The sequence below is a fragment of the Serratia sp. JSRIV002 genome (assembly GCF_019968725.1).
GTDB classification, from domain to species: domain Bacteria; phylum Pseudomonadota; class Gammaproteobacteria; order Enterobacterales; family Enterobacteriaceae; genus Chania; species Chania fonticola_B.
The window spans coordinates 38,279-56,120 of record NZ_CP074144.1 but is presented as its reverse complement, the minus strand read 5'-3'; the positions used below and the strand labels follow the sequence as shown (position 1 = coordinate 56,120).

Here is a 17,842-nt window from a genome sequence, read left to right as displayed (position 1 = left end):
GAACCCACTTTAGCGCAGGTTACACCCGCAGGCCAGGGCGTTCCGTCCGCTGCGGATGCCGCCAGTTAATGCCTTCCAGCAGCATCGACAGCTGCGCCGGCGTCAGGTGCACCTTACCGTCGCGGGTCACCGGCCACACGAAGCGCCCCCGCTCCAGCCGTTTGGTGAACAGGCACAGGCCGTCCCGGTCCGCCCACAGCACCTTTATCATGTCGCCGCGACGGCCGCGGAAGATGAACAGATGCCCGCTGAACGGGTCATCCCGCAGCGCGTTCTGCACCTTCGACGCCAGCCCGTTGAAGCTGCAGCGCATATCCGTCACGCCGGCAACCAGCCAGATGCGCGCCCCTGCGGGAAAGTTAATCATGCCTCACCCTCCCTGAGTTCGCTGACCAGTACGCGCAACAGCTCCGGCGTCAGCGGCCCGGTCAGGCTCAGGCTTCCGCCCGGTAGCGTCAGCTTGCAACTGATGACCGGTGGAAGGTCCGTTGATACGGTCCCGGTCCGCCCTGGCGGAGGCGAAAGAGGCTCCACGGTGACGGGGATGAGTGTGGCTCTGCTGGCAGGATCCAGCAGCCCCTGGCGATGCAGATTACGCCAGTTAAACACCAGATTGTCGTTAACTCCATGCTGCCGCGCCAGCTCTGCCACACAGGCCCCCGGCTGCAGGCTCAGCTCCGCCATACGGATCCTGAACTCCAGAGGCCAGTCCGGACGACGTTTTTTGACGGGAAGGTTGGTTTCGAGGTTGAAGGCGTAAAGCTCATCCTCAAGGCGTTCCGGCGTATACCCTTCCGGCAGTGGCCAGTTAATGCCGGTGCGTCGAAAACGCGTAAACATTTTATGAACGGCAGAAGAGCTGACATTGAGTTGTTCAGCGATTTCACGGTAGGTCAGTGCGTCGTTAAATCGCAGGCTGAGTGCAGTGGTGATCCAGGTTCTTCTGGAGTAAGGCGTATTTTTGTCCACGGTAGTGTCCATGTTCGCGAAAGTGTCCATGGTAGGAAACACGGGCGAAAATGAAAGACGGTCTGGATGAGACGCTTACCATCAATATCCATGCAACTGGCGAATAGCTTGTCCTGATAGTTGATGCCCTGTTCCGCAAGCATTTCAGCAAATGCGATCACCATACTGCCCGCCCCAACTGCCGGTTCCTGCAACGTAATGAACGGCTTGTGTTCCAGCTCGCTGAGTACATCACCGGCGGTGAGGCGAGCCATCAGGGCAGACAGATGATAAGGTGTGAAAAACTGGCCCATATGGTCTGAGCCGATCTCCAGTTCCATGAAGATCTGGCCCAGAAAGTCACCCGGCTGACACTCCAGAGCGCCAGTGAGACACCCCAGCAACTGAGTCATCCGGTTAACATCATCAGGTTGATAGCGACCGGCAATCGCCAGATACTCTTTTTCCAGATCAGGACTGCGAAGAAAAACGTTCTGCACGGCAAGTGTCGCCATTTCTGCAAAATCGCGGAAAACCTCATGTCTGTGGTGATAGCGCGCCGTTTCACGAAACAACCGGATAAATTCCCGGCGGTAATGGTCATAGCCGTTCTGGCCAACGTGGCGTAACCGATCAGGGGTATTGGCTGGCGCGAGTATATCCAGGGTCAGCTGCGTCATTCTGGTGTTCCTTCCTTTGTGGCGATCTGCGGTGTGCTCCCGCCATACCGCGCTGGACGCAACGGGCCATAAGGAAAAAATCCAGCTCCGGACGCAAGGCCGCAGCGCAAATGACTGACCAGGGGGAAGGAATGCGAACGGGCACAGCAGCCGGCGGCTTGAATTTTTCCGGCACGGTGCGACTGTTAAGCGGAGGGAGGGAGTAACTGCTGACGATGGAGTGAAGGCTGACTCAATAAGGGGGGCGGACAGATTCGCCGCCAATTCATAGTCTAACTATATCAGCGCGGATCGTGAGCAACCATTGCTAGCCGCTGAGGAGTTATGCAACTGTGGAGATTTCAGCGTGAAATCTAATAAAAATATTCATTAAATACAATGTATTAAACCCTATTTTTACGTGGGGAACGAACTGGGTATTTTACTGCGATCCAACCATAGAGAAAGGGCATTGCAAGGTAAGTCGAAGTAAGTGGCGTCGAAATCAATGGAGATTTCACCATGAAATCCCCATGGAAAAGTTATTACTTTTAAACAGTTAACACTGAAAAATGGGTGGAGAACATTTTCAATTATGACTTCAGATGTTTTGCCAAGACAGCCTTCACCGCATCATCAATGGCACCCTGCAGTTCGGGCGATACACGATTAAACTCGTAACTGAACATGCGTCCACGGATCTTCTTACGGGCATATTTGTTCTTGTCAGAAAACTGCCAGAGTGGGGTGATGACTGCCGCTTCTCCTTTCGCTGGTTCTCCCAATACCGTGGCTTCATCCCGTATTACTGTGAGGATTTTAGTCTTGACCTCATCTGCGACCAGCAATGACTGCTCACGGATGCCACTGACGACGCCACTGATATTTTCGATGAGTTCTGATACTGAACGTTGATTGCTGGCCAACAACTCTTCTGCCGTCAGCAACACTTTGTAGTCAGAAAAAGACAGTTCAGATTGGATCGGGAAAAGGGATAGCAACTCAGAAGAGACACTGGCTGCCTGCAACGCTCGCGTAACTTTGGCTTGCGACAATCCCTCCGCTTCAGCGATTTCTTTTTGTGTCAGTCCACTTTGCTTGAGGGCTAGCAACCTCGTTCCCACTTCACGAATATTGTGTTCCCGGGCCGTCTGAATATCCTGTGCCAACTTTCTGGCTTCACTGACCGAGAGAGGCTCATCCGTGATCAAGATATCCAGGCCCACCTGCTTGAGGATGGCAGAGGCGCGACGACGTGAGCCATCCAGGATCTCGATACGGTTATCGCGACGGACACCAATGGCAGGGAAAAACTGCTGCAGGTTGATAGTCCGCGTAATATCTTGAAGTGATTCAGGGGTGAGTGCAGACTGATCACGTCCGTTTATTTCCTGAAGAACATACGTTTTGGTTTCAACGTCTGCCGCCGGAACGGTCACTTTGGTAAAGACCGCCTTCCTGCCAGAAGCCAGGGTAAATACCTGTTTGAACGCTTCCGGCTCGGCTTCGTTGTTAAGAACTGGCGCGCTAAACGTGCGCCCGATTGTCTGACGTTTTGTGCTCATCGGGCACCTCAATTCATTCGAATAAATTCAATGCGGTCAAATACCGCTTTGGCAAAATCTTCCGCAGCGGTACGCGCATTTTTCAACGCTTCGCTGCTCCCCACATAGGTAGATGGGTTCGCGGAGATCACCGTATCAAACGACTCTCCACAACGTTCAAAACCATCAAGACGTGGCAACGCAGCATCGAGCATGTCTCCGCCAAAAATCTCCTTCGCGAGGCTGTGGCAGACTTTGTGATCAGGCTTATTTGACAGTTTGGACATAAAGCCGATGTTTCCCTGCAACCGGCACGGGCAACCAGAAGCTTCAATGATACTGACCAGCTCAGGCAAACGGGTCAGGTACTTCAGGGTAGAGTGGAAATCAACCTGTGCAGGCGGGATCGGCGTCATCAAGAGATCGGCGGCCGCAATCGCATTCTTGAGGAATGCATCCAGGTGAGGGCCGCTGTCGACAAAGATAAAGTCATAATCAGCCTTCAGTTTATCAATGATATTCTCGCGTAAGACAGCATGGGGGTTTTGGCCAGGTAAATGCTCGGCACACAAACTTTCCCAACCTGAAGCGATGAACGCATCATCAATGGATGCAGGAAGAACATCGACGCCGGGTACAACAGATGGCACGATGAACTCATTGAGTAACTCTTCCCGACTGACATTTTGGAGCATGGCCTGAGCGGAGGTTGTCTCAACAAGGCCCACGGCACGGGTATGGTTCAAAAACATGGTGGCCGAGGACTGAGGATCCAGATCAATGACCAGGACGCGTAAATCTTCAAAAAGGAGGTGGGGGTGGGCACGCAGTGCATGAGCCAGTGACACCGTAGAAACGGTCTTTGAGACACCGCCCTTCAGGTTGCCGACAAAGAGAGTCATTGCTTCAGGATGGCGATCGCGATATTTAGGAACACCACGGTGATGATAAATATCGACAATATTCTGGACAGTCATCGCGTACTTTGTTGATGAACCGGCCGCTCGCTTCTCGAAGACATAACCGCTGCTTTCCATCTCGCTCACTGCATAATCCACGTTAGCGCGAGTCAGTTTGGGAAATTTTGCGACGGCAGCTTTGGCATACACCTGAAAATACTCGTTTTCCTTGAGTTCTTCTTTCTGAAGTTGTATTTGCTCAGTCAATGCGGACAACATTTTTTCGGCACGTAGTGCGACTTTCTCTGTCTGATGAGAATCCATAATCACCAACACCTCTATTTATGTAGCTTATCTGAATTAAATCAATAATCCTGCATGAAAGACTAAAAATCAACACAATTAACAATAAATGACGCACTACCATGCCGTTCAGCCACATCCGGGTAAATGATGCAGAAAAGAGGATCGGTTGGAATTCCTCAAAAAACCAAGGTGCTCCTTTCTGCGTTATAGATCCCAAGCAGATGACGGCTGTAGAGTGAAGCACAGGACCACATGTACTTTATTTCTTGTCGGTTATGCCTTACTATGTATACACAAACGTAACCACATGGGGTGTTGAAATGGGCACAATGAATATTCGTATCGACGATGACTTAAAGGCCCGGGCCGGGGTAGCGCTCGACGGATTGGGGATCACAGCCTCGGAAGCTGTACGTCTGGTGCTTGAATACGTTGCACAAAATAACCGCCTTCCGGTTCAGGTGGCATTACTGGCTGATGAAGACGCAGATATCATCGAGCTGGCGCGTGAACGTCTGGCTAATCCTGGCAAACGGATCCGAGTAACACTCGATGACTTATAAGATTGACTTTGACAATGCAGCCTTCAAAGAATGGAAAAAATTAGGTGAGACTGTACGTCAACAGTTAAAAAAGAAGCTGGCACAGATTGTTGAGGCGCCACGCGTTGAGGCTAACCGACTGCACTCTTTACCTGATTGCTATAAGATCAAACTCCGCGCATCCGGTTATCGGCTGGTTTACAAGGTCGAAGATGAAACGGTTGTGATCCTCGTCCTTGCTGTAGGTAAACGCGAACGGCTGGAAGTTTACAAAGCAGCCGCCACAAGGTTGGGTTAGTGAGGGATCGCTAAAAAACCCATTAAAAAATGACGAATCACCATAGAGAACAAGGCATTTTTCCAGGAAAACTGCCGTCCCCTCAATCATGTCATAAGCGCCTATACGCCCAGCCCCCTCGCGTTACAGCTCTGGTGTTGTGGGTATGCCAGGCTCTCAAGCAACTCGGAAATTCACAGCGAAATGTCTCCGCCCTGGCTGTTCACCTGGCAGGCCGAAGATATTTGAACAACCGCAGGGCGTCAGCTTTTATTCGTGATCGCCCAGTGCCAGAGGACGATGTGTGCTCCGGATCATGTTGAGCGCATCCTGCGTCGGCAAGGTGAACTGCACCTGGCGACTGGCGACGATATCGAGAGCAAATACCCGAGTGTACACTTCCGTGCTCTCCGCTTTTTCATGTCCTAATAACCCCTGCACCGCTTTCAATGGCGTGCCCTGGTACAACATGTGCATCGCATAGCTGTGCCGAAACACGTGCGGCGTCACCGGCACACTCAACCGGATCCCCTCACGCCTCGCCAGGTGTTCCGCTTTCGTCAACCAATTGCGTACACCACGATCGCTGATCTGCCAGACTGGCAGGGGGGAACGTTCGCCGGTCTCGGTATCGATTTCAAACAACTCCTTGGTGCTGGCAAACAGCCGGCGCAGCTCGTCCACAAATTGCGGATCGGTCAACGGAACCGTGCGGTTCGCCGACTTACCTTTCGTGGGGCGACCACGACCGGTACGGCGTTGTTTGGCCGTGCGCAATACCACGTGCGGCATGGTCACATTGAGCCGAAAATCACGGCGCCTCAGCGCCAGCGCTTCATTGATCCGGGCGCCGGTATTCCACAGGAGATTGATCAGCGCATGCTGTGTCCAGTCCGGCAAGAAATGGAGGAGGGCGGCCACTTCCGGTGCCAGCAGATACCGGGGCAGATCATCATACGTCATGGCCATATGGCGCAACGACAGCGCACGTTGGTAATCTTGCGGTGCCAGCATCGGCGTCGTTTCACCGGCCGGGGTCCCCACAATGGCCAGTGCCGAATCATAGGTCATCATCTGCTCCTGTTAATTCCAACAATCTCGTCTGCTAAGGCGGTTTATCGGCATCACGGGATCCGCGGGGGATCTCAACGGTAAAAAGTAGGAGGTTGCGCTACGTGAAAAATTGGCGTCTACGCCCCACGTCGACGTTCAGATTTCACGTAGCGCAATTTCTTTCAACATCGGGCCAAAACGGACGTTTTCGTCGTCGAGGGCAGGACAACGCCTCAATAGTATCGCCAATCATCAACGCCGGCGCACGGGCAATAATTCGTTTTCGCGATCGGTCATCGTCGCCAGCACTCTTCCGACTTATGGAAATATACCATAAATAGGAAGCAAAAAGACGGCTGAATAGGATCGGCGGTGGATCCCAAAAGGATCCGCTTTTGCTGTATGTCGTGTTGTCTCTGTATGACGGGCACTACATAGGGGATAATATCCCCAAAAATGCCGCAAGCGGATCCGTTTCCGAAAAATACATAAACCGGAAAGACCACTCCCGCGTCGATGAGAAGAGGATCGCCCACCAAAGGACGAGTTCCCCCTCGCCTTCATCTTTCACGATGAGTAAATCTTCTGTCGCCAACTTCGTGACTGCCCTCTTTTTCATTCGGTAGTTTGAGTTTTAATTGTGTGTAGTAAACCACACAACCGGCTCACATATATCTACCAATAAAATCCACGTATTATCTAAGGCAGACGAATTATGTCGAATGAGTATACGTCAATTGTTGAGTGCAACATATAAGTTGCGCGAGACATTATTAAATTTAAAAACATGATGAGGATATAATTATGGCTCTGTCGCGTTAAGGCGGCGTCAGGTAATATGCTGTTTTTTTGTAATGTTGCCTATTAATGTCTCTGATCAGAAATGCCTTTAAACGCTTGCATTATCCCATCGATATCATCGCGCAATGTGTGCGTTGGTATCTGGCTTATGCCCTTAGCTTGCGCAATCTCGAGGAAATGATGGCTGAACGCGGCATTGCTGTTGACCATGCCACACTGCATTGCTGGGTTATCCGTCTGGTGCCGCTGTTGGACAAGGCATTCCGCCGGCATAAACGTTCGGTGGGTCGTCGATGGCGAATGGATGAAACTTACATCAAAATGAACGGGCAGTGGAAGTATCTGTACCGGGCTGTTGACACATCAGGCCAGACAATCGACTTTCTGCTCACTGCCAAACGGGATGCCGCCGCCGCATTGCGCTTCTTCCGCAAGGCCATACGTCATCATGGCGAATCTGAGGGGGTCACTATCGATAAAAGTGGGGCCAACACAGCGGCTTTGGCCACGCTCAACGCCGACAAACCCGATGAGGAAACGATTACAGTGAGGCAAAGTAAGTACCTAAACAATCTGGTTGAGCAAGATCACCGCAATATCAAACGCCGGATAAGACCGATGCTGGGATTCAAATCGTTTCGACGGGCACAGGGGCTTTTGGCGGGCATCGAATTGATCCACATGATACGCAAAGGACAATATCAGCATCCGGAAAGTGAGGTATTGTCACCTGCGGAACAATTTTATCTGTTGGCTGCCTAAATAATCGGCAACACCCACTTTGGCTGGTCTGTGGCCGTTAATGCGACAGAGCCCAAACAAATTATTTTACATTTTTTTTGCAACAAGAAGTATTTGTGGATAAGTTGCAACATGATGCATTTGGTTTGCAGAAAAACCGTCAATTATTTTTTGAAGTTCTACTTTCGTAATTACACCAGGATTAGTGTTGTACATCATTAGCGCAATACTGGAAAATAGCTCAACAAACATACTTCCCATTTCAATATTATTCCTAAGATTAATAGTGTAATCTTCAATCGAGAAGCCTGCTTTATTTAGAATACCTGGCAATTCAAGACCTATTTTAGAGTTTGTCCCTCCTTCTGCACACACGCGCCTCCACATATCGATAGTTGCATCATATGAAGACCATTCAGTATTCGATGCAAAGAGACGATCATCTTCCTCTATTATATAAATTTGAGCACCAGGCGGGAGGATATTACAGACCTGCTTCAAAATATATACAGGGTCCGATGAGTGCTGTAAAACGAAACGCAGAATGCAGGTCTGTACATGTCCTAAGATTGCTTTTGGGATAGGGTCAATACCGACTATGCACTTTTCGATATTATAGTTTATGGGATGCTGCTCATCACATAAATTAAAACGATTAACTAGACTTTGATTAGCCTCCAGCCCAAAAAAATGGCAATATGGAACATTTCTAGCAAGAAAACTTCCATAACAACCATTACCACTTCCAACCTCCATAACGCCTCCTGCAAACGCCCCTTTAGTTTCTAACCATTTCAACTCTTGCGGTCCAAGAATCCGTGTTTGCGCTTCAAAAACCCGATCCCAAGAAGCAAGCAATGATGTCTCACTCAACTCTTGCATTATACCCGACACTAAGTTCATGTGTTCATGTCGGATCCCGGGGTATTCAGTTGGTTTATTTTTCATAGAGCACCTTTATTAGATATTAACAAATAATTGAACATCAGAAATCTCGGCTGTGTGCGTATTCCGCTCTGTTCGATCACGGATTGGCATCGAAGTTCGATCACATATTGGCACCGAAGTTCGAGCAGGATTTCGTCTCCGTTCGGTCAGGAATGTTTGAACGAGAACTGGTTCATGTCTGTGGAGGATGCACGGTGCAAAATCGAGGGCTGGCGCATACACTATAACCAGAGCCGTCCCCATTCTGCCCTGGGCTGGATGACACCTTCTGAATTTGCCGAGAAATCTGCCGGTTGCCAGAATATGCAGCCAGAATGAAGCCGGTTATTCCTGATTATGAATGGATCACATACGGGGAGCGGGTCAGGTGGATTGCAATAGCAATCCACCCTTTATGTTGTTCCACTACTCTGGGTTTCTTTATATATCACTCGGGAGCTATTTAGGGTGACAGGATAAGTCTGGCTTGCAGCACTTACTCCGTTGGACACGAAAAAAAGTGACTATAAAATAGTAGATAACAAACTGGGCTGTATAAACCGCATGTGAATACCTTCTCTCTGAGTTTAGTTATTCATAATGGATTGTCAACCAACCTCGCTTTGGTAGTAGGCCCCGAACAGAACTTTGTCCAATTCTTTTTAGCCCTAAAGACATTAATTTAATTAATGCGTAACCTGAGGGATAAGACTAAATTTTAGTATAAGATATCACTCATTGTTGTAACATTAAACATAAAAAAATGTGTAAAAATAAATAATAATGGCATTGGTTCATGGTTAGTGCGTATTCCGGCGCAACGTGAACACCTATTCTCCCCCTGTGTCAGCATAGTTGTCGCTTACTTTCTGAAGGAGAATGACTATGCCTGCGCATGCAGTACCGATTGATGTGAAAGAAAAGGGAGTGATGTGGCTCCAGCCTCCTTATAGCTGGTCCGTCAGACACATTGCACAAAAACTGGCTCTGAGTTCTTCCGTTGTTGCAAAATGGCGACTTGAACTGGTGGCACAAGGCTTATTGCCAAAAAATGAAAGGATTTCCTCTGTGGATGGTGATGAATGGACTCCTGAGCGTCGCTTTTCGGTTGTTCTTGAAACAGCTTCATTGTCTGAAATGGAACTTGCCGATTATTGTCGCCGTCAGGGGCTTTTTGTTGAGCAGGTAAAAGAGTGGCGGGTTATTTCGATCAAAGCTCATGAAATGAAACTGACGGAAAATCGCCGCGCAGATAAAGAGTTACGCGATATCAGAAGCCGGTTGCGTGAACTTGAGAAGGAGCTGACCCGCAAAGATAAAGCGCTGGCAGAAGCGGCTGCGCTCCTGATGCTGCGGGAAAAGTTCAATGCCCTCTGGGACAACAGCGAGGAAGGCTGACACCTCTTCCGGAGCGGCAGAAAATTATTTCTCTTGTCCGTGAAGCTGTCGATCACGGCGCCCGTAAGATCCAGGCCTGTCAGTGTATCGGGATTTCGATCCGAACGCTGCAGCGCTGGATTGATGGTGATGGTGGAGTGATCAGTGCAGACAGAAGGCCCGGTGTAACAGACCGTGTCCCCCGAAATAAATTATCGGAAACAGAAAGGTTGCAAATTCTGGAGTTATGCAACTCTCCGGAATTTGCCTCTTTGCCTCCAAATGTGATCGTACCGATGCTGGCGGATAAAGGTGTTTATATTGCTTCTGAATCAACCTTTTATCGCGTATTAAAATCAGCCAGTCAACTGACGAGGAGGTCCCGGGAATGCCAGTATAAACGGCCTGATGTGCTTAAGGCGGTTGCACCGAACCAGGTCTGGAGTTGGGATATCAGTCATTTACCGTCCTGGGTCAGAGGTCAGCACTTTTATCTCTATATGATCATGGATATTTATAGCCGTAAAATTATTGCCGCAGAGGTATTCAGCAGTGAAACCGGGGAACATGCAGCAGAACTGCTACAACGAGCGGTGTGGAATGAAAAATGTTCATCCCGTAACCTGGTGCTGCATTCCGACAACGGAAGCCCAATGCGCAGCTTGGTTCTGTCGCATTAACGGGCACAGGCCAGCCAAAGTGGGTGTTGCCGATTATTTAGGCAGCCAACAGATAAAATTGTTCCGCAGGTGACAATACCTCACTTTCCGGATGCTGATATTGTCCTTTGCGTATCATGTGGATCAATTCGATGCCCGCCAAAAGCCCCTGTGCCCGTCGAAACGATTTGAATCCCAGCATCGGTCTTATCCGGCGTTTGATATTGCGGTGATCTTGCTCAACCAGATTGTTTAGGTACTTACTTTGCCTCACTGTAATCGTTTCCTCATCGGGTTTGTCGGCGTTGAGCGTGGCCAAAGCCGCTGTGTTGGCCCCACTTTTATCGATAGTGACCCCCTCAGATTCGCCATGATGACGTATGGCCTTGCGGAAGAAGCGCAATGCGGCGGCGGCATCCCGTTTGGCAGTGAGCAGAAAGTCGATTGTCTGGCCTGATGTGTCAACAGCCCGGTACAGATACTTCCACTGCCCGTTCATTTTGATGTAAGTTTCATCCATTCGCCATCGACGACCCACCGAACGTTTATGCCGGCGGAATGCCTTGTCCAACAGCGGCACCAGACGGATAACCCAGCAATGCAGTGTGGCATGGTCAACAGCAATGCCGCGTTCAGCCATCATTTCCTCGAGATTGCGCAAGCTAAGGGCATAAGCCAGATACCAACGCACACATTGCGCGATGATATCGATGGGATAATGCAAGCGTTTAAAGGCATTTCTGATCAGAGACATTAATAGGCAACATTACAAAAAAACAGCATATTACCTGACGCCGCCTTAACGCGACAGAGCCCGAACGGTCACTACGCCATTATGCACGATAAGGTAATTATTCAGGATAATCATACTGTTGAAGTAGGAAGTTTTAACTACACGAGAGCTGCGGCCCGGGCCAACTCAGAAAGTGTCTTGGTCATACGCGAGATGCCTGCACTGGCTCAGTCGTACCTGGCACACTGGCAGTCACGCTGGGATGACGGTACAGACTGGCAGTCGTCATACTGAGCGTAAGGAAACCGCCCCAATATAGGGGCGGTCACCTGGCTTACTTGTCTGCTGCGTTGATGATCACCGAAATTGAGTTGTTGGAAATACTCCAACCCCCATTCCCAGATGACAACAATGCACCAGATACAACGATGACAATACAAATGTACCGTTTCATTGTGCGGTCCTTTGCGAAGACCGCTTCACGATGCCACCACCGGAGATGAAACCGCGAATACAAGCACTTGGATGCGCTTGCGTTACGTTGGTAACACAGCCCTGCTGGGAAGGCCGCTAACCTGAACAGCACAAAAAAACCACCTTTTTTGGTGGTTTTTTTGTTTCTGCCTCGCTAAGACCAACCACCTAATCATCAAGATGTTTCTTCCTGATCTGCAGTATTGGTAGCGTCATCGCGGCAAAGATCCCATAAATGAACATCAGAATGGTAAGCAAAAAACCGCCCATTGCTCAGTATGGACGCTGGTACCAACACCCCCTATCTATTATTGATAACCGTCAACTTCGCTGATATAGGCTTTTTGCGTTTTTTTATTGAAAAGGCAAAGTTCCCGCCCCTTTTGATTTTCCATATGTTGTTGAGGATAAAAACCCTGTAATAATAGTGCCGTATAACCAACTTCATCTGAAAACCCCATCAACCTGCTTACAACTGGCGTTATTTCCTTAAAGTTGCTTGCTTTAATACAGCTAGCTATAACCATTTTATTATGTTCGTCCCATACATCCGGAGTTGATGCGACAGCGTTAGATGTTAATATCGATAACCCGCCGACAACTAAAAAAGTAAATGAACGTAGTTTTGTACTTAGCTTCATAAGAACCACACCAAAATAGTTTAAAAATAACGGGATAAACAAATAAACGTCAGCTGTCGCCTATAGGGATTGGGATCACAACCGCAGGGAAAAACACGGCAATTTTTTTTGAAAGTTTTACCAGATTAGCTTCATAGATATATATAGGTTGTCTGGAAATAAAAATGTTGACACGCTAACGTACTTTTCTAATCAGTTGGGCTTCATCCCCCTATAGATCCACCAATCACTCTTCGTCCTGATTGACAGCATGGCGAGTCAACAAAGGATAAACCCCAACCTTATGCTGGAACTCTTTTCGCTCCTGGCACAGGACACAGGTCTTGACACCAGGTAACAGGTGACGACGTCGTTCCGGTATCGGCTCACCGCAATCTTGGCAGACAAGCGCACTGCTTGCTGTAAACTGTGACCGTATGGCCATCAAGCCACGTTCGATCATCTTTTCATGTTCATTCTGTGCTTCATCAGCAATATCTGCCATGATTTTATCAATCCCGGTAAATACACATTGAGCCAATGGGTGGCCCGCCTAACACGATTACAGCTTGTAAACGTAGCCCCTTGTCTCAACAACCGCCATTTTTTAGGTTGATGATGTTATCGTTAAAGCGCGTAACGACAGAAACATACCGCTGGCAGGCATCATAGTCGGGGAGAGACACTCATCACAGCAAAGGGGACATTCAGCTGTCCGCAAATTCAGAGAGTGGAGATCCCTAAACCAGAATGTCCCCTTTGCCTGTGTATCAAGCCATCTACCGTCTTCGCCACACCATCAGCCTGGACACAGAGCGAATAGCCAATATGCGATAATCGTAATTGGTGGCCCTTGCTGGACTCGAACCAGCGACCGAGCGATTATGAGTCGCGCGCTCTAACCGACTGAGCTAAAGGGCCTTCATCAAAAAATAGTAAAAAAAACGCAGGTATGCATTACCTGCGTGAGGAGATTTTCCAAATCTCAAAATAGTTGGGGTACCTGGTCATATGGGCATGTCAGGCATCGTTTTTATACCCCAAGACAGGTATTTTTTTGTCTTCAAATTGTAAAGATATGTTTATGCTTCCAACAAATCACATGAGGAAAGCACAAAGGTCGGGGTTCCGTGCACATTTCCCCGAAAAGTGCCACCTAACGTCTAAAAAGTTATTTTTATCATTATCTTAACTTTAAAAAACAGGCTCTATTGTGTAAGATTATCGTCTTCCAGAATTTTATATACCGTAGAGCGGGCGATGCTTAGCTCCCTGGCTATAGCTGTAGCGCCATTACCTTCCTGACGAAGCGCAAGCACTGCGTTACGGTCGATGGTGCGCCTGCGGCCAAACCTGACGCCTTTGGGCTCTGTCGCGTTAAGGCGGCGTCAGGTAATATGCTGTTTTTTTGTAATGTTGCCTATTAATGTCTCTGATCAGAAATGCCTTTAAACGCTTGCATTATCCCATCGATATCATCGCGCAATGTGTGCGTTGGTATCTGGCTTATGCCCTTAGCTTGCGCAATCTCGAGGAAATGATGGCTGAACGCGGCATTGCTGTTGACCATGCCACACTGCATTGCTGGGTTATCCGTCTGGTGCCGTTGTTGGACAAGGCATTCCGCCGGCATAAACGTTCGGTGGGTCGTCGATGGCGAATGGATGAAACTTACATCAAAATGAACGGGCAGTGGAAGTATCTGTACCGGGCTGTTGACACATCAGGCCAGACAATCGACTTTCTGCTCACTGCCAAACGTGATGCCGCCGCCGCATTGCGCTTCTTCCGCAAGGCCATACGTCATCATGGCGAACCTGAGGGGGTCACTATCGATAAAAGGGCTCTGTCGCGTTAAGGCGGCGTCAGGTAATATGCTGTTTTTTTTTGTAATGTTGCCTATTAATGTCTCTGATCAGGAATGCCTTTAAACGCTTGCATTATCCCATCGATATCATCGCGCAATGTGTTCGTTGGTATCTGGCTTATGCCCTTAGCTTGCGCAATCTCGAGGAAATGATGGCTGAACGCGGCATTGCTGTTGACCATGCCACACTGCATCGCTGGGTTATCCGTCTGGTGCCGTTGTTGGACAAGGCATTCCGCCGGCATAAACGTTCGGTGGGTCGTCGATGGCGAATGGATGAAACTTACATCAAAATGAACGGGCAGTGGAAGTATCTGTACCGGGCTGTTGACACATCAGGCCAGACAATCGACTTTCTGCTCACTGCCAAACGTGATGCCGCCGCCGCATTGCGCTTCTTCCGCAAGGCCATACGTCATCACGGCGAACCCGAGGGGGTCACTATCGATAAAAGTGGGGCCAACACAGCGGCTTTGGCCACGCTCAACGCCGACAAACCCGATGAGGAAACGATTACAGTGAGGCAAAGTAAGTACCTAAACAATCTGGTTGAGCAAGATCACCGCAATATCAAACGCCGGATAAGACCGATGCTGGGATTCAAATCGTTTCGACGGGCACAGGGGCTTTTGGCGGGCATCGAATTGATCCACATGATACGCAAAGGACAATATCAGCATCCGGAAAGTGAGGTATTGTCACCTGCGGAACAATTTTATCTGTTGGCTGCCTAAATAATCGGCAACACCCACTTTGGCTGGCCTGTGCCCGTTAATGCGACAGAACCCTTTAAGCCTTACTGACCTACTTTAAACGAACTGGTTTCGTTAAAGGACTTAAACAGTACCATGACCATGTTTGTTCGTGCCTACCTCCGTGCCTCAACCAGTGAACAGGACGCCCAGCGCGCCCGGGACATGCTTGAACGATTTGCCCGTGAGCATAAAATCACTATCTGTAACTATTATGCTGAAAATTAATCCGGTGCCCGCCTCGATCGTCCGGATCTGTTTCGTCTGCTGAAAGACTGCCAGCGTGGTGACGTTCTCCTCGTTGAAGATGTTGGAGAGCATGAAAAAGTGTGGGGCAATCATCGAATGAGTCTTCCGCTGGGGCTAAAATAACCAGCATCCTTTAGTCACCATGCTTGTTATCGGGGTTTGAGGGCCAATGATGTAAAAAACCACGCTAAGGAGATAATTTATTGTTTATGTTGAATGTGATGGCCCTGGTAACTATCAGGGCCGACTGCCATTGTCTCAGACTGCGTCAGAACTTCACGTTAACTTTTGCCCACAAGGTGCGGCCCGGTTCATTAACAGACGTATTCGCGGAATAGCCGAAACTGCTATTTCCAGCAAGGTTCAGGTGTTCACTGTAATCCTTGTTGAACAGGTTATCGACACCCGTGCTGACTTTGACGTACTTATTGACTTTGTACGCCGCATTCGCAGAAAAGACCGCAAAACCCGGGCTGGCGACAAAATCCTTGCCAACGACATTCCCTTCATTCTCGGCAATCCGGTTCTGGCTGCTGACCAGACGTAGCAAACCGGTACTGCTCCAGTCCCCTTTTTCCCATGACAGCCCTAGGCGGGCTTCCAGCGGTGGGATTTGTGGCAATGGTCTGCTGTCACGGGTATTTTCAGCCCACGAATAAGCCAGACTGGTCTCGGTTTTCCAACTGTCCGTCAGTTTATAACTGAAACCAGTCTCTCCCCCCATAATACGGGCATTAACGTTATCGGCTTCGCTAACGCGCGCATTGTTGGGATCATAACGGAACAGAATAAAGTCGTTAACATGCCCAACGTAGGCGGACACCCACCCGTTCAGTTTCTTGGTGCTGTACTGTGCACCTATATCCAACTGAGTGGTTTTCTCCGCTTTTACACTATTAAAGGCGCTGGTATTGCCACCAGGCCCATAGGTTGGAGAGAACAGTTCCCAATAATCAGGGAAACGCTCGGTATAACCCACACCGGCATACAGCATCAGTGGCATGTCTGCCAGCGAGTGTTCTATGCGGGCAAACCCGGCATGTAACACATCGTTGCGTCCTGCAAGGCCGGTGTCGGTAAAGTTATCTACCAACACACGATCCAGACGCGCACCGCTCACGACGTTATCTTGATCGGTGACTGTCCAGGTCAACTCACTAAAAACGCCATAATTACGGAAGCGAGCATCTTTCACCCAGCTATCGCTTTCTTTGTTACGGTGCGTGTTCTGCTGCATGTCTGCGCCGCTTTCAAGCTTGATATCACTCCACAGCCAGGTTCCCATCATGCGGCCACCGACGGTCCGGCGATCAAGTTGCATAGCCATGGGCATGCTCATATTCATGCTCGAACTGCTCGCCGTGTTCATTGAGGATGACATGTCCATAGCCGATGACGTCCCCATGCTCATTGATGAACTGTCGTGCATGGCGCCCATGGACGAACCCATGCCGCCCATTGACAGGCTGCCGGGGGTTCTCAGCGAGAAATTATCCATGATGTGATCGGCGTAGTTGTAATAAGTACTGGCTTCAAATTTGTCGAACACGTCCCCGATGTTGGACTTTTCAAAGCGCATCCCCAGGCTTTCGCGTTTGAATTGTGAACCATCCATACTGCGCCCGGCATAACGCGCTTCGCCATCGCCTTGCCCTGCGGTCAGCTCCAGCCAGGTGTCTTTATCCGGCGTCCACCCCAGTGCCATATCCGCGTTCCACTTATCCCACTGAGAAGGCACTCGCTGGTTGTTACCATCCTTGTAGTCGTCAGAACGTGATTTGTTACCGATCAAGCGCAGGTAACCTTGCTCATTCCCCAGACTGAGATCCGCATTTTGATCCCAACGATTATTTGATGCCCCGAGCAGGCTGGCATCACCCTGAATACCGGCTTTCTGAAAAGAAGGTCGCTCACGTTCGAAATGCACTGTCCCCGCAGAGTTACCCGGCCCCCAAAGCACCGTTTGCGGCCCCTTGGTCAGCGTCAGAAGATCATAACTTTCCGGTGAAATATAGGAGCTCGGTGCATCCATACGCGCGGGACAGGCTCCGAGCATTTCACTGCCGTTGGTCAAAAGGCGTAAACGCGAACCGAACATACCGCGAAAAACCGGATCGCCATTGGTTCCGCCGTTACGGATTTGAGAAAACCCCGGGATGGTTTTCAGATAATCAGACCCGTCACTGGCCGGAACCGGCTGGCGCGGTGTTTTAGGTGAAGTCACGATCGTCAGTGGAGAAATGGCCGGTGCAGTAACTACCATCACCGACACATCATCTGGGGTAGCAGCGCTATTCTGATGCTCTTCATAGCCGTCTTCAGCCTGAACAAACACGGGTAAGGTGAACATCAAAGCCATCACCGTTGCAAGCGGTGATAAAGAGAATCGAGTATTTTTCATGGTTAAAGCCTGT

Annotated in this window: 17 protein-coding genes, 1 tRNA gene and 5 pseudogenes; 10 read left to right on the top strand and 13 right to left on the bottom strand. The window is 49.5% G+C overall.

Annotated features, from left to right (window positions below):
- Positions 1 to 19 precede the first annotated feature (19 nt).
- The 5 genes from tnpB to KGP26_RS28790 all read right to left on the bottom strand — a co-directional run bounded on the left by tnpB (position 20) and on the right by KGP26_RS28790 (position 4,374).
- Complete coding sequence (gene tnpB, locus KGP26_RS28810; RefSeq protein ID WP_223499772.1) at positions 20 to 367, bottom strand: IS66 family insertion sequence element accessory protein TnpB; 348 nt, start codon at positions 365 to 367, stop codon at positions 20 to 22.
- The gene (gene tnpA / locus KGP26_RS28805; RefSeq protein ID WP_223499773.1) at positions 364 to 969 is read right to left on the bottom strand and encodes an IS66-like element accessory protein TnpA; all 606 of its coding nucleotides are present in this window, start codon (positions 967 to 969) and stop codon (positions 364 to 366) included. Before tnpA ends, tnpB begins: the two co-directional genes overlap by 4 nt.
- Entirely contained in the window at positions 894 to 1,628 is a 735-nt protein-coding gene (locus tag KGP26_RS28800; RefSeq protein WP_223499774.1) for an N-6 DNA methylase, read from the bottom strand. The genes tnpA and KGP26_RS28800 overlap by 76 nt, the downstream gene beginning before the upstream one ends.
- Before the next feature lie 572 nt (positions 1,629 to 2,200).
- Positions 2,201 to 3,172 (bottom strand): ParB family protein, encoded by a 972-nt coding sequence (locus KGP26_RS28795; protein WP_223499775.1) that lies wholly within the window; start codon positions 3,170 to 3,172, stop codon positions 2,201 to 2,203.
- 8 nt (positions 3,173 to 3,180) lie between these two features.
- Positions 3,181 to 4,374 (bottom strand): AAA family ATPase, encoded by a 1,194-nt coding sequence (locus KGP26_RS28790; protein WP_223499776.1) that lies wholly within the window; start codon positions 4,372 to 4,374, stop codon positions 3,181 to 3,183.
- A 311-nt stretch (positions 4,375 to 4,685) separates the two neighbouring features.
- Between KGP26_RS28790 and KGP26_RS28785 the strand changes: the two genes are divergently transcribed.
- Together KGP26_RS28785 and KGP26_RS28780 are read left to right on the top strand one after the other, a co-directional pair.
- On the top strand, positions 4,686 to 4,919 hold the full coding sequence (locus KGP26_RS28785) for a type II toxin-antitoxin system RelB/DinJ family antitoxin (protein WP_371822217.1): 234 nt from the start codon (positions 4,686 to 4,688) through the stop codon (positions 4,917 to 4,919).
- Complete coding sequence (locus KGP26_RS28780) at positions 4,909 to 5,196, top strand: type II toxin-antitoxin system RelE/ParE family toxin (RefSeq protein WP_223499778.1); 288 nt, start codon at positions 4,909 to 4,911, stop codon at positions 5,194 to 5,196. Before KGP26_RS28785 ends, KGP26_RS28780 begins: the two co-directional genes overlap by 11 nt.
- A 249-nt stretch (positions 5,197 to 5,445) precedes the next feature.
- Here KGP26_RS28780 and KGP26_RS28775 read toward each other — a convergent pair whose 3' ends face one another.
- Positions 5,446 to 6,246 carry a tyrosine-type recombinase/integrase gene (locus KGP26_RS28775; protein ID WP_223499828.1) on the bottom strand — a complete coding sequence of 267 codons (801 nt, stop codon included), beginning with the start codon at positions 6,244 to 6,246 and terminating at the stop codon, positions 5,446 to 5,448.
- Positions 6,247 to 7,095: 849 nt separating this feature from the next.
- Between KGP26_RS28775 and KGP26_RS28770 the strand changes: the two genes are divergently transcribed.
- Positions 7,096 to 7,791, top strand: a complete 696-nt coding sequence (locus KGP26_RS28770; protein ID WP_223499779.1) for an IS6 family transposase — start codon at positions 7,096 to 7,098, stop codon at positions 7,789 to 7,791.
- A 66-nt stretch (positions 7,792 to 7,857) separates the two neighbouring features.
- Here KGP26_RS28770 and KGP26_RS28765 read toward each other — a convergent pair whose 3' ends face one another.
- Positions 7,858 to 8,718, bottom strand: coding sequence for a methyltransferase domain-containing protein (locus KGP26_RS28765; protein WP_223499780.1), 861 nt, complete (start codon positions 8,716 to 8,718; stop codon positions 7,858 to 7,860).
- A 150-nt stretch (positions 8,719 to 8,868) separates the two neighbouring features.
- Here KGP26_RS28765 and KGP26_RS28760 point away from each other — a divergent pair.
- The 3 genes and pseudogenes from KGP26_RS28760 to KGP26_RS28750 all read left to right on the top strand — a co-directional run.
- A pseudogene (locus KGP26_RS28760) lies at positions 8,869 to 9,036 on the top strand (transposase); the annotation flags it as partial.
- A gap of 546 nt (positions 9,037 to 9,582) precedes the next feature.
- A complete protein-coding gene (locus KGP26_RS28755) occupies positions 9,583 to 10,095 on the top strand; it encodes a hypothetical protein (RefSeq protein ID WP_223499781.1) in 513 nt (170 codons plus the stop codon).
- Between the two features lie 137 nt (positions 10,096 to 10,232).
- Positions 10,233 to 10,754 carry a DDE-type integrase/transposase/recombinase gene (locus KGP26_RS28750; RefSeq protein ID WP_223499782.1) on the top strand — a complete coding sequence of 174 codons (522 nt, stop codon included), beginning with the start codon at positions 10,233 to 10,235 and terminating at the stop codon, positions 10,752 to 10,754.
- Between the two features lie 37 nt (positions 10,755 to 10,791).
- Here KGP26_RS28750 and KGP26_RS28745 read toward each other — a convergent pair whose 3' ends face one another.
- A complete protein-coding gene (locus KGP26_RS28745) occupies positions 10,792 to 11,487 on the bottom strand; it encodes an IS6 family transposase (RefSeq protein WP_223499779.1) in 696 nt (231 codons plus the stop codon).
- Positions 11,488 to 11,559: 72 nt separating this feature from the next.
- Between KGP26_RS28745 and KGP26_RS28740 the strand changes: the two are divergent.
- Positions 11,560 to 11,760: pseudogene (locus tag KGP26_RS28740) on the top strand (phospholipase D-like domain-containing protein); the annotation flags it as partial.
- Between the two features lie 488 nt (positions 11,761 to 12,248).
- On the opposite strand, the gene KGP26_RS28735 reads toward KGP26_RS28740, so the two are convergent.
- The 4 genes and pseudogenes from KGP26_RS28735 to KGP26_RS28720 all read right to left on the bottom strand — a co-directional run.
- The gene (locus KGP26_RS28735) at positions 12,249 to 12,581 is read right to left on the bottom strand and encodes a hypothetical protein (RefSeq protein WP_223498387.1); all 333 of its coding nucleotides are present in this window, start codon (positions 12,579 to 12,581) and stop codon (positions 12,249 to 12,251) included.
- A 226-nt stretch (positions 12,582 to 12,807) separates the two neighbouring features.
- Entirely contained in the window at positions 12,808 to 13,065 is a 258-nt protein-coding gene (locus KGP26_RS28730) for a TraR/DksA family transcriptional regulator (protein ID WP_223498386.1), read from the bottom strand.
- Positions 13,066 to 13,404: 339 nt separating this feature from the next.
- Positions 13,405 to 13,481, bottom strand: a tRNA-Ile gene (locus KGP26_RS28725).
- A gap of 287 nt (positions 13,482 to 13,768) precedes the next feature.
- Positions 13,769 to 13,924 (bottom strand): annotated as a pseudogene (locus KGP26_RS28720) (helix-turn-helix domain-containing protein); the annotation flags it as partial.
- 62 nt (positions 13,925 to 13,986) lie between these two features.
- Between KGP26_RS28720 and KGP26_RS28715 the strand changes: the two are divergent.
- From KGP26_RS28715 to KGP26_RS28705, 3 genes and pseudogenes are all read left to right on the top strand, one after another.
- A pseudogene (locus tag KGP26_RS28715) lies at positions 13,987 to 14,400 on the top strand (IS6 family transposase); the annotation flags it as partial.
- A 65-nt stretch (positions 14,401 to 14,465) separates the two neighbouring features.
- A complete protein-coding gene (locus KGP26_RS28710) occupies positions 14,466 to 15,161 on the top strand; it encodes an IS6 family transposase (protein WP_223498400.1) in 696 nt (231 codons plus the stop codon).
- Positions 15,162 to 15,275: 114 nt separating this feature from the next.
- Positions 15,276 to 15,515, top strand: a pseudogene (locus KGP26_RS28705) (recombinase family protein); the annotation flags it as partial.
- 181 nt (positions 15,516 to 15,696) lie between these two features.
- Here KGP26_RS28705 and KGP26_RS28700 read toward each other — a convergent pair.
- Positions 15,697 to 17,829, bottom strand: a complete 2,133-nt coding sequence (locus KGP26_RS28700; protein WP_223499784.1) for a TonB-dependent receptor domain-containing protein — start codon at positions 17,827 to 17,829, stop codon at positions 15,697 to 15,699.
- Positions 17,830 to 17,842 lie beyond the last annotated feature (13 nt).

Bases quoted from the DNA above. Each gene is read 5' to 3' on its own strand.
- KGP26_RS28765 (WP_223499780.1), bottom strand. From the start codon at position 8,718: ATGAAAAATAAACCAACTGAATACCCCGGGATCCGACATGAACACATG.
- KGP26_RS28755 (WP_223499781.1), top strand. From the start codon at position 9,583: ATGCCTGCGCATGCAGTACCGATTGATGTGAAAGAAAAGGGAGTGATG.
- KGP26_RS28700 (WP_223499784.1), bottom strand. From the start codon at position 17,829: ATGAAAAATACTCGATTCTCTTTATCACCGCTTGCAACGGTGATGGCT.
- KGP26_RS28780 (WP_223499778.1), top strand. From the start codon at position 4,909: ATGACTTATAAGATTGACTTTGACAATGCAGCCTTCAAAGAATGGAAA.
- KGP26_RS28795 (WP_223499775.1), bottom strand. From the start codon at position 3,172: ATGAGCACAAAACGTCAGACAATCGGGCGCACGTTTAGCGCGCCAGTT.
- KGP26_RS28730 (WP_223498386.1), bottom strand. From the start codon at position 13,065: ATGGCAGATATTGCTGATGAAGCACAGAATGAACATGAAAAGATGATC.
- tnpB (WP_223499772.1), bottom strand. From the start codon at position 367: ATGATTAACTTTCCCGCAGGGGCGCGCATCTGGCTGGTTGCCGGCGTG.
- KGP26_RS28785 (WP_371822217.1), top strand. From the start codon at position 4,686: ATGAATATTCGTATCGACGATGACTTAAAGGCCCGGGCCGGGGTAGCG.
- KGP26_RS28770 (WP_223499779.1), top strand. From the start codon at position 7,096: ATGTCTCTGATCAGAAATGCCTTTAAACGCTTGCATTATCCCATCGAT.
- KGP26_RS28800 (WP_223499774.1), bottom strand. From the start codon at position 1,628: ATGACGCAGCTGACCCTGGATATACTCGCGCCAGCCAATACCCCTGAT.
- KGP26_RS28710 (WP_223498400.1), top strand. From the start codon at position 14,466: ATGTCTCTGATCAGGAATGCCTTTAAACGCTTGCATTATCCCATCGAT.
- KGP26_RS28745 (WP_223499779.1), bottom strand. From the start codon at position 11,487: ATGTCTCTGATCAGAAATGCCTTTAAACGCTTGCATTATCCCATCGAT.
- KGP26_RS28735 (WP_223498387.1), bottom strand. From the start codon at position 12,581: ATGAAGCTAAGTACAAAACTACGTTCATTTACTTTTTTAGTTGTCGGC.
- KGP26_RS28790 (WP_223499776.1), bottom strand. From the start codon at position 4,374: ATGGATTCTCATCAGACAGAGAAAGTCGCACTACGTGCCGAAAAAATG.
- KGP26_RS28775 (WP_223499828.1), bottom strand. From the start codon at position 6,246: ATGACCTATGATTCGGCACTGGCCATTGTGGGGACCCCGGCCGGTGAA.